The sequence below is a fragment of the Brevundimonas sp. ALps5 genome (genome assembly GCF_058681645.1).
The window spans coordinates 1,140,292-1,159,768 of sequence record NZ_CM178744.1 but is presented as its reverse complement, the minus strand read 5'-3'; the positions used below and the strand labels follow the sequence as shown (position 1 = coordinate 1,159,768).

The 19,477-nt window shown below is 68.4% G+C and carries 18 protein-coding genes; 6 read left to right on the top strand and 12 right to left on the bottom strand.

Translation table 11 applies throughout. The features are described 5' to 3' along the window. Positions 1-22: 22 nt before the first annotated feature. The 3 genes from ACW172_RS05545 to ACW172_RS05535 all read right to left on the bottom strand — a co-directional run bounded on the left by ACW172_RS05545 (position 23) and on the right by ACW172_RS05535 (position 4,575). Entirely contained in the window at positions 23-2,236 is a 2,214-nt protein-coding gene (locus ACW172_RS05545) for an AGE family epimerase/isomerase (RefSeq protein WP_492034192.1), read from the bottom strand. Positions 2,237-2,333: 97 nt separating this feature from the next. Further along, a complete protein-coding gene (locus tag ACW172_RS05540; protein WP_492034191.1) occupies positions 2,334-3,815 on the bottom strand; it encodes a sensor histidine kinase in 1,482 nt (493 codons plus the stop codon). Between the two features lie 37 nt (positions 3,816-3,852). Further along, positions 3,853-4,575: a TVP38/TMEM64 family protein gene (locus ACW172_RS05535; RefSeq protein ID WP_492034190.1), complete on the bottom strand. Its 723-nt coding sequence runs from the start codon at positions 4,573-4,575 to the stop codon at positions 3,853-3,855. A 147-nt stretch (positions 4,576-4,722) separates the two neighbouring features. Here ACW172_RS05535 and rpmH point away from each other — a divergent pair, with 147 nt between their 5' ends. Genes rpmH through yihA form a run of 4 tightly spaced genes read left to right on the top strand, consistent with a single transcriptional unit; the run spans position 4,723 to position 7,803 of the window. Beyond that, positions 4,723-4,857 (top strand): 50S ribosomal protein L34, encoded by a 135-nt coding sequence (gene rpmH, locus ACW172_RS05530; protein WP_013268133.1) that lies wholly within the window; start codon positions 4,723-4,725, stop codon positions 4,855-4,857. A gap of 46 nt (positions 4,858-4,903) precedes the next feature. Beyond that, positions 4,904-5,320, top strand: coding sequence for a ribonuclease P protein component (gene rnpA / locus ACW172_RS05525; RefSeq protein WP_492034189.1), 417 nt, complete (start codon positions 4,904-4,906; stop codon positions 5,318-5,320). 4 nt (positions 5,321-5,324) lie between these two features. Next, entirely contained in the window at positions 5,325-7,163 is a 1,839-nt protein-coding gene (gene yidC, locus ACW172_RS05520) for a membrane protein insertase YidC (protein ID WP_492034188.1), read from the top strand. A 1-nt stretch (position 7,164) separates the two neighbouring features. Continuing rightward, positions 7,165-7,803: a ribosome biogenesis GTP-binding protein YihA/YsxC gene (gene yihA, locus ACW172_RS05515; protein ID WP_492034187.1), complete on the top strand. Its 639-nt coding sequence runs from the start codon at positions 7,165-7,167 to the stop codon at positions 7,801-7,803. 6 nt (positions 7,804-7,809) lie between these two features. Here the strand turns inward: yihA and ACW172_RS05510 are convergent, their stop codons facing one another. Continuing rightward, on the bottom strand, positions 7,810-8,373 hold the full coding sequence (locus ACW172_RS05510) for a hypothetical protein (protein ID WP_492034186.1): 564 nt from the start codon (positions 8,371-8,373) through the stop codon (positions 7,810-7,812). Positions 8,374-8,475: 102 nt separating this feature from the next. On the opposite strand from ACW172_RS05510, the gene ACW172_RS05505 reads away from it, so the two are divergent. After that, positions 8,476-8,685, top strand: a complete 210-nt coding sequence (locus tag ACW172_RS05505) for a hypothetical protein (protein WP_492034185.1) — start codon at positions 8,476-8,478, stop codon at positions 8,683-8,685. Positions 8,686-8,716: 31 nt separating this feature from the next. On the opposite strand, the gene ACW172_RS05500 is transcribed toward ACW172_RS05505, so the two are convergent. Then, entirely contained in the window at positions 8,717-9,574 is an 858-nt protein-coding gene (locus ACW172_RS05500) for a glutamate racemase (protein ID WP_492034184.1), read from the bottom strand. A 39-nt stretch (positions 9,575-9,613) separates the two neighbouring features. Beyond that, positions 9,614-10,258 (bottom strand): hypothetical protein, encoded by a 645-nt coding sequence (locus ACW172_RS05495; RefSeq protein WP_492034183.1) that lies wholly within the window; start codon positions 10,256-10,258, stop codon positions 9,614-9,616. Between the two features lie 129 nt (positions 10,259-10,387). Here ACW172_RS05495 and ACW172_RS05490 point away from each other — a divergent pair, with 129 nt between their 5' ends. Beyond that, a complete protein-coding gene (locus ACW172_RS05490) occupies positions 10,388-12,583 on the top strand; it encodes a M3 family metallopeptidase (RefSeq protein WP_492034182.1) in 2,196 nt (731 codons plus the stop codon). A 113-nt stretch (positions 12,584-12,696) separates the two neighbouring features. Here the strand turns inward: ACW172_RS05490 and ACW172_RS05485 are convergent, their stop codons facing one another. From ACW172_RS05485 to ACW172_RS05460, 6 genes are all read right to left on the bottom strand, one after another. Continuing rightward, on the bottom strand, positions 12,697-13,038 hold the full coding sequence (locus ACW172_RS05485; protein ID WP_492034181.1) for a UrcA family protein: 342 nt from the start codon (positions 13,036-13,038) through the stop codon (positions 12,697-12,699). 154 nt (positions 13,039-13,192) lie between these two features. After that, a complete protein-coding gene (locus ACW172_RS05480) occupies positions 13,193-13,540 on the bottom strand; it encodes a UrcA family protein (RefSeq protein WP_492034180.1) in 348 nt (115 codons plus the stop codon). Between the two features lie 179 nt (positions 13,541-13,719). Continuing rightward, positions 13,720-14,013 carry a UrcA family protein gene (locus tag ACW172_RS05475; protein ID WP_492034179.1) on the bottom strand — a complete coding sequence of 98 codons (294 nt, stop codon included), beginning with the start codon at positions 14,011-14,013 and terminating at the stop codon, positions 13,720-13,722. 235 nt (positions 14,014-14,248) lie between these two features. After that, the gene (locus ACW172_RS05470) at positions 14,249-14,422 is read right to left on the bottom strand and encodes a DUF1328 family protein (RefSeq protein WP_492034178.1); all 174 of its coding nucleotides are present in this window, start codon (positions 14,420-14,422) and stop codon (positions 14,249-14,251) included. Between the two features lie 71 nt (positions 14,423-14,493). Next, entirely contained in the window at positions 14,494-17,202 is a 2,709-nt protein-coding gene (gene ppc, locus ACW172_RS05465) for a phosphoenolpyruvate carboxylase (protein WP_492034177.1), read from the bottom strand. 91 nt (positions 17,203-17,293) lie between these two features. Further along, positions 17,294-19,339 carry a S9 family peptidase gene (locus tag ACW172_RS05460; RefSeq protein WP_492034176.1) on the bottom strand — a complete coding sequence of 682 codons (2,046 nt, stop codon included), beginning with the start codon at positions 19,337-19,339 and terminating at the stop codon, positions 17,294-17,296. Positions 19,340-19,477 lie beyond the last annotated feature (138 nt).

The window sequence follows — 19,477 nt, the reverse complement described above, 5'->3', positions numbered from 1 at the left end:
CCGCTGAGGCCGGTTCCGGCCTTCAGGCCAGATCGAGCGCCGCGCTGCTCGGGTCCAGGAACTGGCTGGTCCGGACCAGCTGATCGAAGGCGACCATGATGTGGTAGAAGGAGCTGGCGGGCGCGGGTTCGTCGATGAACTCGCCCGACGGCAGCCGCTTGTCGCGCCACACCCCGTCCTCGGTCAGATAGAGCTTCAGTGCGCGCAGGGCGGCGGCGGCGTCGTCCAGCAGCGTCTGCCGTTCGGCGTCGACGGCGTCCTCGGCCAGGATCAGCGCGGCCTTCAGCCACTCGGTCTGGGGCCACAGGCGGGCGCGGCGGCTGCGCAGGCTGAGGTCGTCGTTCATGGCGTCCACCGCGATCGGCGGCCGGTGGGCGACGCCCTTGCGGCCGACCTGATAGAGCCGGCGGGCGGCGGCCAGGATCGCCGGGTCTCCGGTCAGGTGACCGTAGCGCGTCAGCAGCCAGGCCCATTCGAACTGGTGCCCCGGCTCGACCAACCGGCCGTCCTCTCCGGCGGCGGGTTTCCAGTCTTCGCCGAAGAACTCGCGCAGGAAGCCGCCGTCGGCGTCGATGAAGGTCGACAGGGCCAGGCCCGCGATCCGATCCGCCATCGCGCGCCAGGCCGGGTCCTCGCTGATCTCCGACCAGGCCAGGGCCGCCTCGAACAGATGCATATGGGCGTTGGACTGGTACGGATGGTCGCCGATCTCGACCATGGCTCCATTGGCCATGGCGCCGGCCAGCAGATGACCGCGCAGCCGGACCGCATCCGCCTCCAGGTCCGCGTCCTCAAGCCCCGCCTGTTTCGCGGCGCAGAGGGCGAACAGGACGAAGGCCTGGTCGTAGAGGGCGGCCTCGTCCTTCAGAACCGTCCAGTCATTGGCCAGCAGAGAGCGCGAGGCGCCGTCCGGCCGCAGATAAGCCTGGCGCAGACGGGCCAGGGCGGCGGTGACGATGGACCGCCAGGGGCCCTGCCAGCCCAGGAGCCCGGCCTGGGAATAGACGTAGATCTGACGCGTCTGCACCCGCGACCGGCGGAAGCCGATGGTCGCCTGGCCCCCCAGGGTCAGGGATTCCCGGAAGCCGCCGTCGGCGCCGAAGCCCACTGTCGACCACATCGGCAGGGCGCGCAGACGCAGCCAATTGGCGAACCAGCGACCGCCCTCGGTCAGGCCTTCGGGGGCGGGCATGGCGAAATCCAGATGCTTGGGCGAAATGGTGCGAACCCGCTCGACGATCCGCTTGATCTCCTGCGAGCGGTTGATGTCGCAGACCAGGACCGCGTCGTGCTCGACCACGATTGCGATGTCGTTGACGCCCAGGGCGGCGACCATGACCCCGTCCGGAGCCCGGGTCAGGACCCGTTCGGCGTCCTCGAGAATGCGGATGCCGGTGGAGCCTTCGCCGCTCTGGGCGATGGCGTCCCAGGCGCCCAGGTCGGACCAGGCGAAGTCCACGGCCAGGACGGAGGCCTTGGAGGTGTGCTCCATCACCGCATAGTCGATCGAAATCTTCGGCGAGGCGAGGAAGGCGTCCTCCAGCGTCTGCATCGACGGCCCTTCGGTCGCGGGCGGCAGGGCCTGGGTCGCCGCCGCCAGCACATTGGGCGCATACTTCTCGAGATCCGCCGTCAGGGTCGCGGCCGAGACGATGAAGTTGCCGCTGTTCCACAGATAGCCGGAGGCGATGAAGTCGGCGGCCGCCTCGGCGTCGGGCTTTTCGTGGAAGGAATCGACCGCGGACAGGCCCGGCCCCGTCGGCTTCACATAGCCATAGGCCGAGGACGGTTCTGTCGGCTTGACGCCGAGGGTGACGATGCGGCCGTTTCGGGCCTCCGTCGTGGCCTCCACGACCGCGCGCCGGAACGCCGTGGCGTCGGGGATGTAGTGGTCGGAAGCCACGAAGCCGATCACGCCCTCGGGGTCGTGACGGCGCACCCAGGCGGCGGCGGCGGCCATCGCGGCGGCGGAATCGCGCGGTTGGGGCTCCAGCAGCACCTGGGCCTCGATGCCGATCTCGGACAGCTGGTCGGCGATAACCTCGCCATGGGCGACGCCGCCCACCACGATCAGCCGTCCCCCGCCTGCCGCCAGTCCGGCGACCCGCTCCACCGTATCCTGGAACAGGGAGCGGTTGCCCGCCAGGGCGATGAACTGTTTGGGACGCGAGGGGCGGGACGCCGGCCAGAGCCGGGTGCCGGAACCGCCGCACATGATCACGGGAAAGAAGGCCATGATGATCCCTACAAGCGGCTGACGGGGAAGGAAAAGGGACGCGATGTTGCACTGCAACGCAACCCGGTTCGCGTGATCTTCAGGCCACATCCCATCGTTATGCGATGGCCCGGTTCTGCGGCAGGCGGATCTCGAAGGTGGTGCCGTTCGGCCCGGTGTCGACAAGCCGCAGCTCGCCGCCGTGATTGGCCGCCAGTTCGCGCGAGATGGTCAGGCCCAGGCCCGTGCCTTCCGACGCCTTGCCGCTGACGAAGGCCTCGAACAACCGTTCGGACAGGCGCGGCGGAATGCCGGGGCCGTCGTCGGCGATCAGGATGACCGCCACATCGCCGTCGGTCTCGGCATTGATGCGGATGACGCCCTTGCCCTTGCGCGCACCGCGCGTGGCGTCGGCCTCGATAGCCTGGCGGGCGTTGCGCATCAGATTGACCAGGATGCGGTGCAGCTGGTCGCTGTCGGCGACGACGGCGAAGCGGGCCGGAATGGCCTTGGTCAGCCGCACGCCCGCCGGGTCCAGCCCCGCGTCCTCGGCGGCGCTGGCCGCCGCCGTGGCCAGCGGGATACGGATCAGCACCGGCGCCGGCTCCTCGGACTTGCCGTAGTCCAGCACATTGCGGGTCAGGGCGGCGGCCCGGCCCAGCGCCCGCTCCAGCCGCGGCATGGCCTTGGCCACCTGCGGATCGGCCGAGGCGGCCAGACGTTCGGACGCCATCTGGGCCGACGTCAGCATGTTTCTGAGGTCGTGATTGATCTTGGCCACGGCCTCGCCCAGCGCCACGAGCCGTGAACGGGCGCGCAGCGACTGACGCACCTCGTCCTGCATCCGCGCCAGTTCGCGCTCGACCCGGCCGATCTCGTCATGACGGTCCGAGGGCGTGGGGGCGATGGTCTCGACGTCGGCGGCGAAGCCCTCGATGGACCGGGTCACCCGTCGCAGCGGCTGCAGCACCAGGAAGGCCAGGCCGGCATAGAGCAGGGCGCCCGCGACGATGGAGATCAGCATCGAGACCAGCAGGCTGTTCAGCAGGAAGGCGCGCAGCTCCAGCTTCAGCGGCTGGGCCGGCGCGACCACGTCGATGAAGTCGCCGGTGCGGTAGCGCGGCTTGGCCCGCACCCGGATCGACCGGTCGGGCTTGCCCGCCAGGGTCACGACCGGGTCCCACAGCCGGGCGGCCAGACCCCGGCGGCGCAGGTCGATGAAGTCCGGCGCCCGGGTCAGCTGGGGCGCCTGCAGCAGCTGGCGCATCACCCCCTGATCCGAGATGGCCACGGCCGAGACGCCGCCGATGCGCAGCATGCTCTCGGCGGTCTTGTCGTCCACCGCGTTGTAAGGCAGGGCCTCGACCCCGACCGAGGCCAGCTCGGCCGCCTGCAGCCGATCGGTCAGCCAGCGCTCGTGGAAGGAGGCGGCGCTGGGGGCGATGATCAGGGCCTCGACCGCCAGGGTGAAGGCGACGGTCAGCAGCAGCAGGCGCGACGACAGCCCGTCCGGCGCGTGCGGCTTCATCCGCTCACGCCAGTCGGCGGGAATCTTGAGGCGCTCGCGCACCTTTCCGGCCAGATCGTCCCCCAGGCTCATGTCCAGGGTCCTGCAAGACTGGCGCCGCGCGGTCGCTTCATCCGGAGACCTTCGGCGCGAAACGGGCCTGCACCGCCTTCAGGGCGAAGGGCAGGACCACGGCCAGGACGAAGACGCCCGTCATCGGGGCCCAGAACTGGCCGAACAGGGCCTGGAAGTCGGGGTTGGGGTCGCTCACCAGAAGGGCGTTCAGCCGCGCCCCGATCCAGCAATAGATGATGTGGGCGGGCAGCAGGCCGATCACCGTTGCGATCACATAGGGCAGGAGCCGCACCCCCATGACCCCGGCGGCGATGTTGATCATGTGGAAGGGCACCACCACGGCCAGACGCGAGGCCAGAACGTACCAGAAAGTATCCTTGTCGATGGCGACGCAGACCCTCTGCATCAGGCCGTCGTTCTGTTCGGCCCGCTCGCGCATCGACCGTCCCAGCGCCGACCGCGCCACCCCATAGACGATCAGGGCCCCCAGGGTCGCTGCGATCGAGGTCGAGACCCCGCCGACCCACGGCCCGAACAGATAACCGGCGGTGATGGTCACGAAGAAGACGCCCGGCACCACGCTGGCGGTGGCGATGGTGAAGATGGCCATCAGGGCAAGAAGGCTCAAAATCCAGTGCTCGGCGGTGAAGGCGCGCAGCTCCGCGCCGTGCACGCGCAGGGTCTCCAGCGACAGATAGCGGTTCCAGCCCATGCCGAAGATCAGGGCCGCCACACCGGCCAGAAGGATGAGGGGCGCGAAACGCCTCAGACGATTCATTCAAACTCCGACACGCGACTGCGTGCGATAAGGGCTTTCGGGCGCGTTCCGGCGTTGACTCATGCCGACAGGCCCCTTATACGCCCGCCCTCCTGCAGCGGACGCTTATCTGTCCGTCGCACAAACATTCAACCCGAGGAGCCGACCGTGAAGCGGACCTATCAGCCGTCGCGACTCGTGCGCAAGCGCCGTCACGGCTTCCGTTCGCGGATGGCCACCAAGAACGGGCAGAAGATCGTTGCGCGCCGTCGCGCCAAGGGCCGCAAGAAGCTGACTGCTTAAGCGGCCTGTATTCTTCCCCCCAATTCCTTACCTTGGGGGAGGAACCATGACGGATGTTCTGAAAATCGAACGCCTGACCTCGCGGCCCCAGTTTCTGGCGGCCGCGAAAGGCGTTTCCCAGGCCCGTGGCGCCGTGGTGGTCCAGCGTCTGGACCGGGCCGACGGCGATCCCGTCGTGCGCGTCGGCTTCACCGCCACCCGCAAGGTCGGCGGCGCCGTGGTCCGCAACCGCGCCAAACGCCGTCTGCGCGAGGCCGCCCGCGCCCTCGTTTGCGATCACGGCGTGCCGGGCAGCGACTATGTGTTGATCGCCCGCATGGGCACGGCGGCCCGCGAGTGGCCGCGTTTGCTTGACGACGTGAAATCGGCGCTTACAAGGCTGGCGACCGCGCCGGCGCCTCCGGCAGGGACTTCTGGCGACACGCCATCCGCTGCCCGCGACAAAAACTCCCAGGACCGCTGACCGAATGAAATTCGATAACGCCCGCAACACGGTGATCTTCGTGATCTGCACCGTGGTGATCCTGATCCTGTATCAGATCTTCGTCCTGGAGCCGCAAAGCAAGGCGCGTCGCGCCGCCATGGCCGCGCACGAGACCTCGCAGGCCGTCCAGACCGGCAAGCCGGGCGTGTCCGACGCTGTCGGGCCGCAGACGACGCCGACCAGCGCGAACTTCGTCACCGACCGCGCCCAGGCCCTGGGCGGCGCCGCACGCGTGCCGATCGCCACCCCGACCCTGAAGGGTTCGCTGTCGCTGCAGGGCGGCCGCATCGACGACCTGTTCCTGACCAAGTACCGCACCACCATCAAGCCCGACTCCGGCATGGAGGAACTGTTCCGCCCGCAGGGGATGGAGCACGCCTATTTCGCCCAGTTCGGCTGGACCGGCCCCAACATCACTGGCGGCGTTCCCGGTCCGAACACCGTCTGGTCCCTGACCAACGGCTCGACCCTGACGCCCGCCACCCCGATCACCCTGACCTGGGACAACGGCCAGGGGCTGCGCTTCACCCGCGTGGTCTCGGTCGACGACCAGTATATGTTCGCGGTCAAGGACACCGTCGCTAACCTGGGAACCCAGGCCGTGACCATCGCCCCCTACGGCCGCGTCGAGCGCCAGGGCGTGCCGCCGGCTCTGGGCAAGACCCAGATCCTGCACGAGGGCGCCATCGGCACCTTCAGCGCCGACGGCGGCAAGGGCTATTCGACCGAACAGCTCAAGTACAAGGCCTGGGAAAAGAAGCCGCTCGAGGAGCACGCCTCGACCGGCGGCTGGCTCGGCATCACCGACAAATACTGGATGGCGGCCCTGATCCCGCCACAGACCGAAAAGGTCACCGCCCAGTTCAAGGTCGATGACGCGACCCGTTTCGACATCCATGTCGCCCAGATGCTCGGCGCCTCGCACACGATCCAGCCCGGCCAGACCATCGTCGAGCAGCAGCACCTGTTCGCCGGCGCCAAGCGCAACGAAATCCTCGCCGGCTATGAGAAGTCGCTCGGCCTGCCGCGCTTCATCTACGCCATCGACTGGGGCTTCCTGTTCTTCCTGACGCGCCCGATCTTCCTGCTGGTCGAGTTCTTCTATGGCCTGGTCCACAACTTCGGCGTGGCCATCCTGCTGCTGACGCTGACGATCAAGCTCATCATGTTCCCGCTGGCGAACAAGAGCTACGAGAGCCTGTCGAAGATGCGCAAGCTCCAGCCCAGGATGGAGGCCATCAAGGCGGCGCATAAGGACGACCCGGCGGCCCAGCAGCGCGAGACCATGGCGCTGTACCAGTCCGAGAAGATCAATCCCCTGGCGGGCTGTCTGCCCATCCTGGTCCAGATCCCGGTCTTCTACGCCCTCTACAAGGTGCTCTACGTCACCATCGAGATGCGGCACGCGCCCTTCTTCGGCTGGATCCGCGACCTGTCCGACCGCGACCCGACCAATATCTGGAACCTGTTCGGCCTGATCCCCTGGGACCCGGCCTCGGCGCCCCTGATCGGCCAGTTCATCTCGCCCCATATGGGCGGCGGCTTCACCCTGGCGCTCAGCGTTCTGGCCATCGTCTACGGCCTGACCATGTGGCTGCAGCAGGCCATGAACCCGCCCGCGCCCGATCCGGTCCAGCGCCAGATCTTCATGTTCATGCCGCTGATCTTCACCTTCATCATGGCCAGCTTCCCGGCCGGCCTGCTGGTCTACTGGGCGTGGAACAACATCCTGTCGATCGTGCAGCAGTATTTCATCATGCACCGCTTCAAGGCCGAGAACCCGATCGACACCTTCTTCGCCAAGCTCAAGAAGGCGACCTGAGTTGGAATACGATGACGAGGAGATCGAGGCCGCGCGGATCCTGTTCCAGCGCCAGGCGACCTTCGTCATGGGGGCGGCCAAGATCGAGCAGCTGCCCGAGCCGAACCTGCCCGAGATCGCCTTCGCCGGCCGGTCGAACGTGGGCAAGTCCAGCCTGATCAACGGCCTCGTCGGGATGCACAAGCTGGCTCGCGCCTCCAACGAGCCGGGCCGGACGCGTGAGGTCAATTTCTTCGACCTGGACGGCCAGCTGCGTCTGGTCGACCTGCCCGGCTACGGCTGGGCCAAGGCGTCGAAGACCACGGTCAAGAAATTCCAGGATCTGGGCCGTGACTATCTGCGGGGGCGGGTGACGCTGAAGCGGGTCTATCTGCTGATCGACAGCCGCCACGGCCTCAAGTCGGTGGACACCGAGGCGCTCGACGCCCTGGACCTCGCCGCCGTCAGCTACCAGATCGTCCTGACCAAGGCCGACAAGCTCAAGAAGGGCGAGGGCGAAGCCATGCGGGAGAAGACCCTCAAGGCCATCTCCAAACGCCCCGCCGCCTTCCCCGACGTGGCCCTGACCTCGGCCGAGAAGGAGCTCGGCATGCCCGAGCTGCGCGCCGAGATCATGCGCACCACCGGAACCGCGCCCTAGGCCATCCTAGGAGGCCGGCGGCGTGTCCGCCGGGACGTCCGGACCATATTCGGCGAAGTGGACCCAACGGCTGAACTGGCCCTGCATGACGCCGTCGACACCCTCGGCGAAGGCGCCCAGGCCCGGACCGCGCACGACATAGGTCATGACCATTTCCCAGCCCCCGGCGACGCCGGACCAGCCGAGGCTCCAGTCGGCCTTGGTCGCCTTGCCCTTGAGCGGGCCCAAAGGGGCGTCGAGCAGGACGCCCGTCTCCGGATCGGCCGCCACGACCCGCCCGTGCTCGAAGGTCTTGCCGTCGGCCAGGGCCTCGCAGAAGCAGGCCCCGACTTCCAGCGGCAGGGTCAGGTTGTGCGCGTCGCCACTGTAGGTATGGGCCGAATCCCACCATTGCCCGATGTCGCCGATCGCGCCGTAGATGTCCTCTGGCGTGGTCTCCAGGGCGACGGAATAGCGCAATACGAAATGGTCGGCGTCCTTCTCGATCACCTCGGCTCGGGCGTTGGTGGCCAGAGCGGCTGTGGCGAAGGCGGAAAGGACGAACGCGGCGAACGCGGCTTTCACGGACATGGCGGTTCCTCCCCGGATGACCCTGCGACACGACGCGCCGCCCGGCGGCGCTCGTCAAGCCCGGGATCGATGTTACAACCGTCCCGAACCCTGGAGACGCCCATGCCCGCTGCCGCCCATCCCGAAGGCCCGGGCGTCTGGACCCTGCTGCAGGATCACGTCACCCACGCCCTGTGGCAGCAGGACGAGGCCGATGCGGGCGGGCGCACGGTCAGCCGCTTCTGGGTGGTCAATCCGCCCGAGACCCTGATGTTCGACACCTTCGACGAGGCCGAGGCGATGTTCGAACGGCTCGGCGAATTCGAGGACTGAGGATCAGTCGGCCGCGGAGGCGGGGCGAAGGTCAGGCGGGGGCGAAGGTCAGGGGCGCGCCCCAGAACTGGCTGACCAGCTCCGACTGCGGTCCCGGCGTCCCGCTGGTCAGGAAGTCGCGGCGGCCCGACGATCCCAGTTCATACTCCGGGTGCTGGGCGAAGTAGCGCTCCAGGGCGTCGGCGACGGCGGTCGGCTGATGGATCAGGCTCGTGCCCGCCGGCAGGGCCTGGGCGAACAGGTCGGCGATGATCTCATAGTGGGTGCAGCCCAGGATGGCCGTGTCCGGATGGCGGCCGATGCGGCGACGCAGGGCGTCGACATGCTCCTGGACCACCACCTTCAGCTCCTCGGAGGTGGCGCCCAATTCGATCAGCCCGGCCAGACCGGGGCAGGGCTCGGAGAAGACCGCCAGGTCCTCGCGCCGCTTGTCGATCTCGATCTCATAAACCCGGCTCATCGCCGTCGCCGCCGTCGAGAAGACCCCCAGGATGTCGATGGCCTGGATCTTGTCGTCCTTGGCCGTCTTGTCGGCCTCATAGGTCCAGGGCAGGCCGGTCGCGGCCTCGATGGTCGGGACGATGATGCCCAGCACGTTCACGGGACGGCCATAGTGGGCCTTCAGCCCCGGGATCCAGGTCTGCTGCAGCCGGCGCAGGGCCACGGCCGAGGCCGTATTGCAGGCGAGGACGACCAGGCTGGCGCCCGCGTCGAACAGGGTCGTGCAGCCCTCGCGGGTCAGTTCGACGATCTCCTCGCCGGTCTTGCCGCCGATCGCGCCACGCGCCTGGTCGGCGAAATAGACAAAGTCCCGCTCCGGAAAGCGGGCCACGAGTTCGCGGTGGACCGTCAGGCCCCCGACGCCGGAGTCAAATACGCCTATCGCCATGCCCGGGGCTTTAGCCGGGATCAGGGGCTCTGGGAAATCCTATCCGCGCCGCTCACGCATCTGTTCGGCCAGCCAGGCGGTCAGGGCGTCGATCAGGACGGGGTCGCCTGCCCGTTCCGGCGCGATTCCCGACCATGGCGCGCGGATCGCGGCCTCCGCCTCGGCCCGCAGCGAGGCCGCGTCTCCCGAGGGGCCGTATGCGCGCTGCCGGGCCCAGTCCCTGAGGTCGGGCGACAGGCAGTCGCGGCAGGGGGCGGGCGCCATGCGGGATGTGGGCGTCGGGGCGTCCAGAGCCGCATGCTGCACGGTCGGGGCCGCCTTCAGCATGGCGTCCCGGGCCTGCACCTGCCGCACCCGGTCGGAGACGGTCCGCACCTGGCCGCTCAGGCCCACGGCGTCGCGCACATAGACGCCCGAGTCGGGATCGGCGATGGCGGCGTTGGCCTCGGCGTCCAGGGCCTCCTGATCGCGCACCGGCCGCTCGGCCCGGTCCCGCGCCCATTCCTCCAGCCAGGGCGTCAGGGTGGTTGTCCCCGCCGCCCGCTGAGGCGTCTCCGACCGGGTCCGGGACCGGTATTCCAGCGGCGCCGGATGCGGCGAGGCCGAGGTCTGGGCGGCGGACTGGGCCGAGGCCGCGCCCCCTCCGGCCACGCTCGCCGTCAGGCCCAAAAGTGTCGCGACCATGAAACACGATCTGTTCATCCGAACCCCCATCCGTGAACGAACGATCAGGGTTACACGACGTTCAGGTGACCGCCAGCGCGTTCGCGCCTAAAGGTTCTTCATCATGACCGCATCCGACCGGAGTTTTCGATGCATCGACGCCAGCTTCTCATCGCGGGCGGCAGCCTGATGGCCCTGTCCGCCTGCGCCACGGGCCCCGGCACCGCCGACAGCATGGCCGGCGAATACCTGCCTGTCTCCAACCCCACGACCGTCGCCGAGGAAGCCCGCATCGCCCGCGCCGTCCTGCCGCAGACGGCTCCGAAGGCCGAGCTGCTGCAGCCCTGGACCGGCCCCTATGACGGCGTGCCGCCGTGGGACAAGGTCACCCCCGCCAAGCTGCGCGAGGCCCTGCTCGAAGGCATCACCCTGAACCGCGCCGACGTCGCGGCGGTGGCTGACAACCCCGAGGCCCCGACCTTCGCCAACACTCTGGTGGCCATGGAGCTGATGGGCGCGCCGCTGGATCGCGTCTCCAACATCTACAGCGTCATGACCGGCAATATCGGCGGTGATGAATACGACGCCCTCGACACCGAGATGTCGCCGATCCTGTCGGCCTTCTTCGACGAGATCAGCTTCAACGACAAACTGTTCCAGCGCGTGAAGACCGTCGCCGACAACGCTGACGCCATGGGTCTGAACGCCCAGCAGAAGCGTCTGGCCGTGCGCAGCCGCGACAGCTTCATCCGTTCGGGCGCCAATCTGGACGCCGCCGGCAAGGCCGAGCTGGGCCGCATCAACACCGCCCTGTCCAACGCCTTCACCCGCTTCGGCCAGAAGGTCGTCGCCGACGAGAACGCCTGGACGGTGATCCCGACCGAGGCCGGGGTTGCAGGGCTCCCCGCCTCCAACAAGGCCGCCGCCGCCGCCGCCGCGCGCGCCAAATCGATCCCGGGCTGGATCATCATGAACACCCGCTCGAGCGTCGATCCCTTCCTGACCTTCGCCAACGACCGCGCCATGCGCGAGACGGTCTGGAAGAAGTTCGTCAATCGCGGCGACAACGGCGACGCCAACGACACCAATGCGACCATCGCCACGATCGTGAAGCTGCGCGACCAGCGCGCCAAACTGCTGGGCTACAGGAACCACGCCGAATTGCGCATGCAGGACACCATGGCCAAGACCCCGGCCGCCGCGCAGTCGCTGATGGACCGCGTCTGGGCCCCGGCCAAGGAGCGGGTCGTGGAAGAGGTCGCCGACATGAAGGCGATCGCCGGTTTCGACATCGAGCCCTGGGACTACCTCTACTTCGCCGAGAAGGTCCGCAAGGCCAAGTACGACCTCGATCAGAACGAGCTGAAGCCCTATTTCGAGCTCAACGCCGTCCGCGCCGGCTCCTTCTACATGGCCGAGCGCCTGTACGGCTTCCAGTTCAAGAAACTGCCTGCCGGAACCGTGCCGGTCTTCGAGGAAAACGTCGTCACCTACGAGGTCCACGACAAGGCCACCGGCCGTCTGCTGGGCCTCTACTACACCGACGACTACGCCCGTCCGGGCAAGCGTTCGGGCGCCTGGATGACCACCTACCGGTCGTTCTCGCAGCTGGACGGCTCCAAGGTCATCCTGGCCTCGAACAACAACAACTTCACCAAGCCGGAACCCGGTCAGCCCGTCCTGCTCTCGCTGGACGACGCCGAGACCATGTTCCACGAGTTCGGCCACGCCCTGCACTATTTCAGCTCGGTGGTGACCTATCCGTCCTACGGCAACACCCCGCGCGACTTCGTGGAATATCCGTCCCAGGTGCATGAGCACTGGGTCCTGACCCGCCCGATCCTCGACGGCTTCATGAAGCATGTGGAGACGGGCCAGCCGATGCCGCAGGCGCTGGTGGACAAGGTCGACGCCTCGGGCACCTTCAACCAGGGCTATGCCACGGTCAGCTACCTGTCCTCGGCCATCGTCGACATGGACCTGCATACCCAGGAAACCCCGCCGACCGACATCGACGCCTTCGAGAAGGCCTCGCTGGCGCGGATCGGCATGCCGAAGGAGATCGTGATGCGGCACCGTCTGCCGCAGTTCAATCACCTCTTCACCTCGGACGCCTATTCGGCGGGCTATTACAGCTACCTCTGGTCCGAGACGATGGACGCCGACACCTGGGCCTATTTCGAGGAGTCGGGCGACGTCTTCAATCCGGACATCGCCGGGCGGTTCAAGTCGATCATGCTGGCGCCGGGCAACACCACCGACCGCGCCGACGCCTATCGTCAGTTCCGCGGCCGCGACGTCGACGTCTCGGCCCTGCTCAAGGTGCGTGGCTTCCCGGTCTCCTGAGTTGCCCTAACGCCCCTTCGGGCTGCTTGAGGGCGCCGCGCGTTAGCGCGGGTGCAAACGTGAAGGGCCGGCGGGGAAACCCGCCGGCCCTTTTCAATTCCGGCGTTGAAGGCTTACGCCGAGACGGTCGGCACCATGGCCAGGACGCGGCCCGAGCGGGCGCGGGCGTAGTCCTCGCGTTGCGGGGCGGGCAGGGCCCCGCGCAGTTCGCGCGACAGGGTCTCGCGGCACTGCATGCCCGAGAGCGTCGGGCGGCCGGCGCAGGCGGTGCGGGCGCGGCGCTCGACACGTTCGTCGAAACGGGCGGCGCCGTTGGCCGAGGACAGATCCAGATCGTCGATGCGGACGCGGACGTCATCGTTACGGGGGGCGGGGGCGCGGTCTTGTGCAAAGGCCGGGGCGGCGACGGCGAGGGTGGCGCAGGCGAGAAGAGTGGGGAGGGCGAACCGGGTCATGACCGATATCCTTGTTCGTCGCGGTGGGGTGCGACGGCGCCCCTCTAGTCCGGGTCGGTGACAGTGCGACGCCCGCTTTGTGAGACTTTCCTCACGCTTTGCGGGCGCCGTTCTGACAGTCGCTCCGGGGACGAACGGCCCTTAACCAGACGAACTAGAGGTCGATCCGGGGCAGGCGGGCCACGGCGTAGTCGCGCTGGGCGGCGAGGGGCAACTGACGCATCACCTCGGCCCGGACCGCGGCCTGGCACCAGGCCCGGTCGCTGATGCGACCACCGGGGCGGCGCGCATCGCGGCACAGGTCGCGCGCGGCCTGGTCGATCCGGACGTCCAGCACATCGGCGCCCCGGGTCGTGGACAGGTTCAGGTCGGAGAAGGGGATGCGCGCCTCCTTCTCGGCGGCGAAGGCGGGGACGCCCGTACCCAGAAGGGCCGCGGCGAAGGCGGCGGCGGCCAACAGGGAGGCGGAAAGGAAGGACGCGGTGGGGAACTCGGTCTTCATGGCGTGTCTCCTGAGGGGGTTCATCGCTCTGTCGGCGACCAGTGCGGTGTGGGCTTTGCGTGTTTCGCGCGCGTGTGACGCTGATGGCCGCGATGTGGCGCCGCCTTAAATCGCGGACAGAAAAGGACCCGACGGATCGCTCCGACGGGTCCTGTGGACGCCACTGCCTTTCACCCGGTTTACAGGGTGATCGGCTGGCGGTTGGCGGCATATTGGGCGCGGGCCTGGGCGGGAAGTTCCGACACCGCCTCGGCGCGGACGGCGGCGGCGCAGTTGGCGCTGTCGTTCAGCCGGCTGTTGGGACGGGTGGCGTCCTTGCACATGGATTTGGCGGCGGCCTCGACGCGGGCGTCGAAGGCGGCGGCGCCGGCCGCGCTGGAGAGGTTCAGATCGCCGTAGGGGATGCGGGTTTCGGCGGAGGCGGCGCCGGCGATTGCAGCGACGACGAGGGCGGAAGCGAGGAGCAGTTTCATCGGAGCGGTTCCTGAGTTGGGCGTCGCTCTTGTCGGCGACGACGGCTCTTCTGAACCCCTTCCGGAGCGGCACGCGGACCCTTCGGCGGCGACCGTGTGGCCAAGCTTTAATTCGAAGTCATGACATTGAAGTCATTACGTTTTTGTCAGGGGTTTTTTATCGTCCGTCTACGGAAAACGGCGGCCCCGAAGGACCGCCGCTTCATCGCTTTGGACTGTCTCGCAAGCCGCTGTTTCAGGTGACCTTCTTGGCCACGGTGAAGCCCAGCAGCAGGAAGACGGCGAAGACGATCAGAGCCAGAACCGCCAGGAATTTGGCGATACCCGCCGCGGCGCCGGCAATGCCGCCAAAGCCGAGCAGTCCCGCCACGATGGCGATGACGGCGAAGATGAGAGCCCATTTCAACATGACGTGTTTCCCTTGCAGGTCATTCCCTTGCAGGTCTGGGAAACGGGACAGAATGTCGCAGGTTCCTGCCGTCAGCCGCTGTTTCTCAACCCCGCCGCCACCCCGTTGATGGCCAGCAGGATGCCTTCGCGGACCAGGGGGTCGTCATCCCCCGCGCGGCGGCGCCGGATCAGCTCGATCTGCACATGGTTCAGCGGTTCGACATAGGGCATGCGCAGACGGATCAGCCGGTCCAGCTCGGGCTGGCCGCCCAGCAGGTCCGACTGGCCGGTGATGGTCAGGACGGCGTCCTTCGTCTTGTCCCACTCATCCTTGATCGCGCCGTAGATGGTGGCGCCCAGATTGGCGTCGGGAACCAGACGCGCATACCGGCGGGCGATGGTCATGTCGGCCTTGGCCATGATCATCTCCATGTTCTGGATCAGGGTGCGGAAGAAGGGCCATTCCTTGCCCATGGCCTGCAGCTCGGCCATGTCCATGCCCTGCACCGCGCTGCCGAAGCCGAACCAGCCGGGCAGCATCACCCGCGACTGCGACCAGCTGAACACCCACGGAATGGCCCGCAGGTCCTCAATGGCCGTGGAGGAGGTCCGCGAGGCCGGGCGCGACCCGATCTTCAGCTCGGCCAGTTCGGCGATGGGCGTCGCGGCGCGGAAATAGTCGACGAAGCCCGGGGTCTCATAGACCAGCGACCGGTAGGCCGACATCGAGGCCTGCGACAGCTTCGACGCCGTCGGCCCGTGGCGCGCGGTCAGTTCGTCGTCCGGCGGCGGCGCCAGGGAGGCGATCAGCACCCCGGCGGTCAGGGCGTCGAGGTTGCGGCGGGCCACGTCCGGCTCACCGTATTTGTTGGCGATGACCTCGCCCTGTTCGGTGATGCGGATGCGGCCGTGGACCGTGCCCTGCGGCTGGCTGACGACGCCGGCGAAGCTGGAGCCCCCGCCGCGCCCGACGGCGCCGCCGCGGCCGTGGAACAGCTGCAGCTTCAGGCCCGCCGCGTCGGTGACGTCCAGCAGGGCCCGCGACGCCTCGTGCAACTCCCAGGTCGAGGTCAGATAGGAGCCGTCCTTGTTGGAATCGGAATAGCCGATCATGACCTCCTGCACCCCGCGCGCCTTCGCCACGGCCAGAGCCGAGGGCTCCTGAAGCAGGCGCGACAGGGTCGGCCTGGCGGCCCTCAGGTCGTCGATGGTCTCGAACAGGGGCGCGGCCTGGATCGGGCATTCGCCGGGCGCCTCGGGCCGGTAGAGACCGACCTCCTTGAGCAGCAGATAGACCTCCAGCAGGTCCGAGGCCGCGTCGGTCTTGGAGACGATATGGGTCCGGATCGCCTGCGGTCCGTAGACGGACAACGCCTTCGCGGCCGCCTCCAGAATGGCCCGCTCCTTCAGGGTCTCGTCCGTATAGGCGGCATAGGGGCTGAACAGCAGCCGGCCCGAGGCCAGTTCGGCCGACAGCAGGGCGATGCGGCCCTCCTCATCCAGCCCACTATAGTTCGCCTCGACGCCCGCCACCTTGAACAGGTCGGCGACCACCCGCTCGTGCACATCGGAGTTCTGGCGCAGGTCCAGCGTCGCCATGTGGAAGCCGAAGATGTCCACGGCGGTGATTAATTGCGTCAGGCTGTCGTCGGCGAACACCTGGCCGTGGTTGGCCACCAGACTGTCGCGCAGCACCGCCAGTTCGGCGCGGAAGGCGTCGGGGCCGGGATAGGGATCGGCGCCGAACCGGGCGGCGCGCGGGGCCGGGGTCCCGGTGATGCTCTGGTGGGTCGCCGCCAGCCGGGCGTAGATCTCGGTCAGGGCGCGGCGATAAGGCTCGTCGGCGCGGTGCGGGCTGTCGTCCTCCGACGCCCCCGACAGGGCCGCCATCTCGGGCGAGACATGGGCGAGGCTGCCCGACAGGCTCAGCTCGGCGCCGAGCGCATTCACCTCTTCGAGGTAATAGCGCAGCACCGCCCGCGAGGCCGTCGCCAACGCCGCCGTCAGGGTCTTGCCATCGACATTGGGATTGCCGTCGCGGTCGCCGCCGACCCAGGCCCCGATGCGGATGAAGGGATTGAGGTCGGGCGCGTCCAGCGCCTTGCGCCACTCCTGCAGCTGCTCCGGCGCGACCCTCAGGAAGATGCGGTCGAGGAAGGAGACGACGGTGTCGATCTCGTCCTGCACCACAAGCCCCGTGGTCCGCACCAGCCGCGTCGCCCACAGGATCACCGTCTGGCGCCGCAGTCCCCGATCCAGCACGTCCGGTGCGCAGGACAGATCATCCTTGTCGCAGGCGTCCAGCAGGTCCGACACCGCCGCGATCCGGTCGATGACGCTCTTGCGCCGCACCTCCGACGGGTGAGCCGTCAGGACGGGCGAGATCAGGCCGTCGTTCAACAGGTCGCGCGCATCGGCCGCCGTCTTGCCCGCCGCCGCCAGCCGGGCCATGGCCCCCTCCAGCGTATCGGGTCGCGCGCCTTCCGCGGTCTGGGTCCGCGCCCGGCGCTTGCCGGCCCGGTCCTCGGCGACATTGGCCAGAAGCGAGAAGACCGCGAAGCCGTGGGCTAAGCCCACCGCCTGCTCCAGCGACAGTTCCGACAGCAGCCGCTCCAGTCGTCCGGCCGGATGCGAGCCCGGGTCGCGGTGATAAGCGACCGAGGCCTGCCTGACCGCCTCGATCCGGTCGTAGAGCTCCTGCCCGCCCTCGTCGCGAATGACTTCGCCCAGCACCCCGCCCAGCTTTCGGACCTCCTCGCGCAGACGGTCGTCGGCGACAGGAGCGGAGGAAGTCGGCATGGGCGTATCTCTGGGCAGGGGGAGCTGCGGGTGAAAGCGGGACCGTATCAGGGGTTTTCCGTCTGACCAGCGTCCCGCCGCCGGTTGAAACCTATTGTGCCCCCGGAGTTCCCGTCGCCGCCGCCGTTTCCGGCGGTTCCAGACCGAACACCTGACGCAGGAACAGGTTGGTGACCTCGGCCTGGGCGTCGGCGTTGCGCTTCTTGCGGAAGCCGTGGCCCTCGTCATTGGCCAGCAGATACCAGACGGGGTGACCCTCGCCGCGCACGGCGGCGACGATCTGTTCGGCCTCGGTATGGGGCACGCGCGGATCGTTCAGGCCCTGGACCACCATCAGCGGGCTGGTCATCCCGTCGGTCAGGTTGAGCGGCGAGATGCGGTCGAACACCGCCCGCATGGCCGGGTCGCGTTCGTCGCCGTATTCCGCGCGCCGCAGGTCGCGGCGATAGCCTTCGGTGTTCTGCAGGAAGCTGATGAAGTTGGAGATGCCGACAATATCGACCGCCCCCGCCAGCCGGTCCGAATAGGCGGCGAGCGACGCCAGAACCATGAAGCCGCCGTAGGAGCCGCCGTGCACCACGACCCGCTCCGGATCGAGGTCGGGCTGGGTCGCGATCCAGTCCAGAAGGGCGCCGATGTCCTTGACCGAGTCCTGACGCAGCGGGCCGTTGTCCATCGCCACCCAGGCCTTGCCGTAGCCGGTCGAGCCCCGGACGTTGGGCACGACGACGGCGGCGCCGAGGTCCGCGATCCACTGCTGATAGGTGGGGTTGAAGCCGGGGCGCGACTGGCCCTCGGGTCCGCCGTGAATGTCGATGATCACGGGTCGGCGTCCCGATCCGCCCGCCGGAGGACGATAGACGAAGGCCGGAATCTGAAGACCGTCGAAGGAGGGGAAGCGCACCAGTTCCGGGGTGACGAAGCTGGCCGGATCGACCGGCCCGACCTCGGAGGTCGTCCAGCGGGTCAGGCCGCCGGCCGCCACGTCCCAGCTCCAGACGTCGCCCGACGAGGCCGGGGTCGACAGGCTCAGGGCCAGGCGCGACCCGTCGGCCGAGAACTTCAGCCCCCCCAGAACCCCGGCGGGCAGATCGGGCGCCGTCAGGGGACGTCCGGTCGAAAGATCCAGGATATGGGCCCTGGCGAAGCCGTCCTCATTGACGGAATAGGCCAGCAACCGCCCGTCGTCCGACAGGTCGAATCCCTCGACGTCCCACTTCAGGGCTTCGGTCAGGGCCGTCGCCGCTCCGGACGCCAGATCGATCCGCACCAGCCGGCTGACGTCGGAGCCTTCGTCCGAGGTGGTGATGATCGACCGCCCGTCGGCCGTGAACTCCGCCGGTCCGAACGAAACCGGAGTCGCCGTCTCATGCACCCGGCTCACGCGGCCGTCGGCCACATCCAGCACCCACAGCTGGCTGTCCTGCACCGAGACGTATTTGCTGAGCAGCACCCGGGTTCCGTCCGGAGAGACGTCGACGGGCGACCAGGCGCCTTCGCCGCGATACAGGGTCCGGCGCGCCGTCGGCGCGGCCAGATCGACCGCCACGATCTCATAGTTGGGCTGGCCCGGGCGGACCTGGCTCCAGATCGCGGTCTTGCCGTCGCGCGAGAAGGTCAGTCCCTCGTTGCGCGTGCCCGGTTCGGTGATCTGAACCTCACCGCCGGTCAGGCCGGCGACGAAGATCTGGTAGTATTCCGCCCCGCCGACGTCGCGGCTGTAGGCGAAGCGGTCCCCGCCGGGCACGACCTGGGCGCCGGCGACCGGCTCGTCGAAGAAGGTCAGCTGGGTGCGGGCCCCGCCGGGCGCGGCGACCCGGTGAATCTGGGGCGTTTCGCCGAAGCGGGTCGCGATCAGGATGGAGCCGTCGGGCAGCCAGTCCTGGAACGAGGCCGATCGGGCGTTGCGATAGCGCTGGATCTGGGGTCTCAGGGTCGCCGGGATTTCAGGTATGCCGTCATAGACCAGCGTCCCCGCCTGACGCCGCGCGGGCGTTTCCCCCGCCGCCGCCGTCGTGGGCGCCGACTGCGCCAGCGCCGCCGTCGCGGTCGACATCATCAGGGCGGCGGTCAAAGCGCCAGTCAGGGCGCCAGTCAGGGCGCCGGACAGGGCGAGGGCAGGGCTGCGTCGGGTCATGGGGGGCTCCTGAAGGGTGAGGCGTCATAAGACGGCGTTCTGTCTGGACGCTCAAGTCGGGAGTCGCCGGTGAACCCTTTTCGCCCTCGCCTTGTCTTCGCCGCCCTTTTCCGTCATAAGCCGCCGCTTCCGACGCAA

Bases quoted from the DNA above. Each gene is read 5' to 3' on its own strand.
- ACW172_RS05545 (WP_492034192.1), bottom strand. From the start codon at position 2,236: ATGGCCTTCTTTCCCGTGATCATGTGCGGCGGTTCCGGCACCCGGCTC.
- ACW172_RS05540 (WP_492034191.1), bottom strand. From the start codon at position 3,815: ATGAGCCTGGGGGACGATCTGGCCGGAAAGGTGCGCGAGCGCCTCAAG.
- ACW172_RS05535 (WP_492034190.1), bottom strand. From the start codon at position 4,575: ATGAATCGTCTGAGGCGTTTCGCGCCCCTCATCCTTCTGGCCGGTGTG.
- rnpA (WP_492034189.1), top strand. From the start codon at position 4,904: ATGACGGATGTTCTGAAAATCGAACGCCTGACCTCGCGGCCCCAGTTT.
- yidC (WP_492034188.1), top strand. From the start codon at position 5,325: ATGAAATTCGATAACGCCCGCAACACGGTGATCTTCGTGATCTGCACC.
- ACW172_RS05510 (WP_492034186.1), bottom strand. From the start codon at position 8,373: ATGTCCGTGAAAGCCGCGTTCGCCGCGTTCGTCCTTTCCGCCTTCGCC.
- ACW172_RS05505 (WP_492034185.1), top strand. From the start codon at position 8,476: ATGCCCGCTGCCGCCCATCCCGAAGGCCCGGGCGTCTGGACCCTGCTG.
- ACW172_RS05500 (WP_492034184.1), bottom strand. From the start codon at position 9,574: ATGGCGATAGGCGTATTTGACTCCGGCGTCGGGGGCCTGACGGTCCAC.
- ACW172_RS05495 (WP_492034183.1), bottom strand. From the start codon at position 10,258: ATGGTCGCGACACTTTTGGGCCTGACGGCGAGCGTGGCCGGAGGGGGC.
- ACW172_RS05490 (WP_492034182.1), top strand. From the start codon at position 10,388: ATGCATCGACGCCAGCTTCTCATCGCGGGCGGCAGCCTGATGGCCCTG.
- ACW172_RS05485 (WP_492034181.1), bottom strand. From the start codon at position 13,038: ATGACCCGGTTCGCCCTCCCCACTCTTCTCGCCTGCGCCACCCTCGCC.
- ACW172_RS05480 (WP_492034180.1), bottom strand. From the start codon at position 13,540: ATGAAGACCGAGTTCCCCACCGCGTCCTTCCTTTCCGCCTCCCTGTTG.
- ACW172_RS05475 (WP_492034179.1), bottom strand. From the start codon at position 14,013: ATGAAACTGCTCCTCGCTTCCGCCCTCGTCGTCGCTGCAATCGCCGGC.
- ACW172_RS05470 (WP_492034178.1), bottom strand. From the start codon at position 14,422: ATGTTGAAATGGGCTCTCATCTTCGCCGTCATCGCCATCGTGGCGGGA.
- ppc (WP_492034177.1), bottom strand. From the start codon at position 17,202: ATGCCGACTTCCTCCGCTCCTGTCGCCGACGACCGTCTGCGCGAGGAG.
- ACW172_RS05460 (WP_492034176.1), bottom strand. From the start codon at position 19,339: ATGACCCGACGCAGCCCTGCCCTCGCCCTGTCCGGCGCCCTGACTGGC.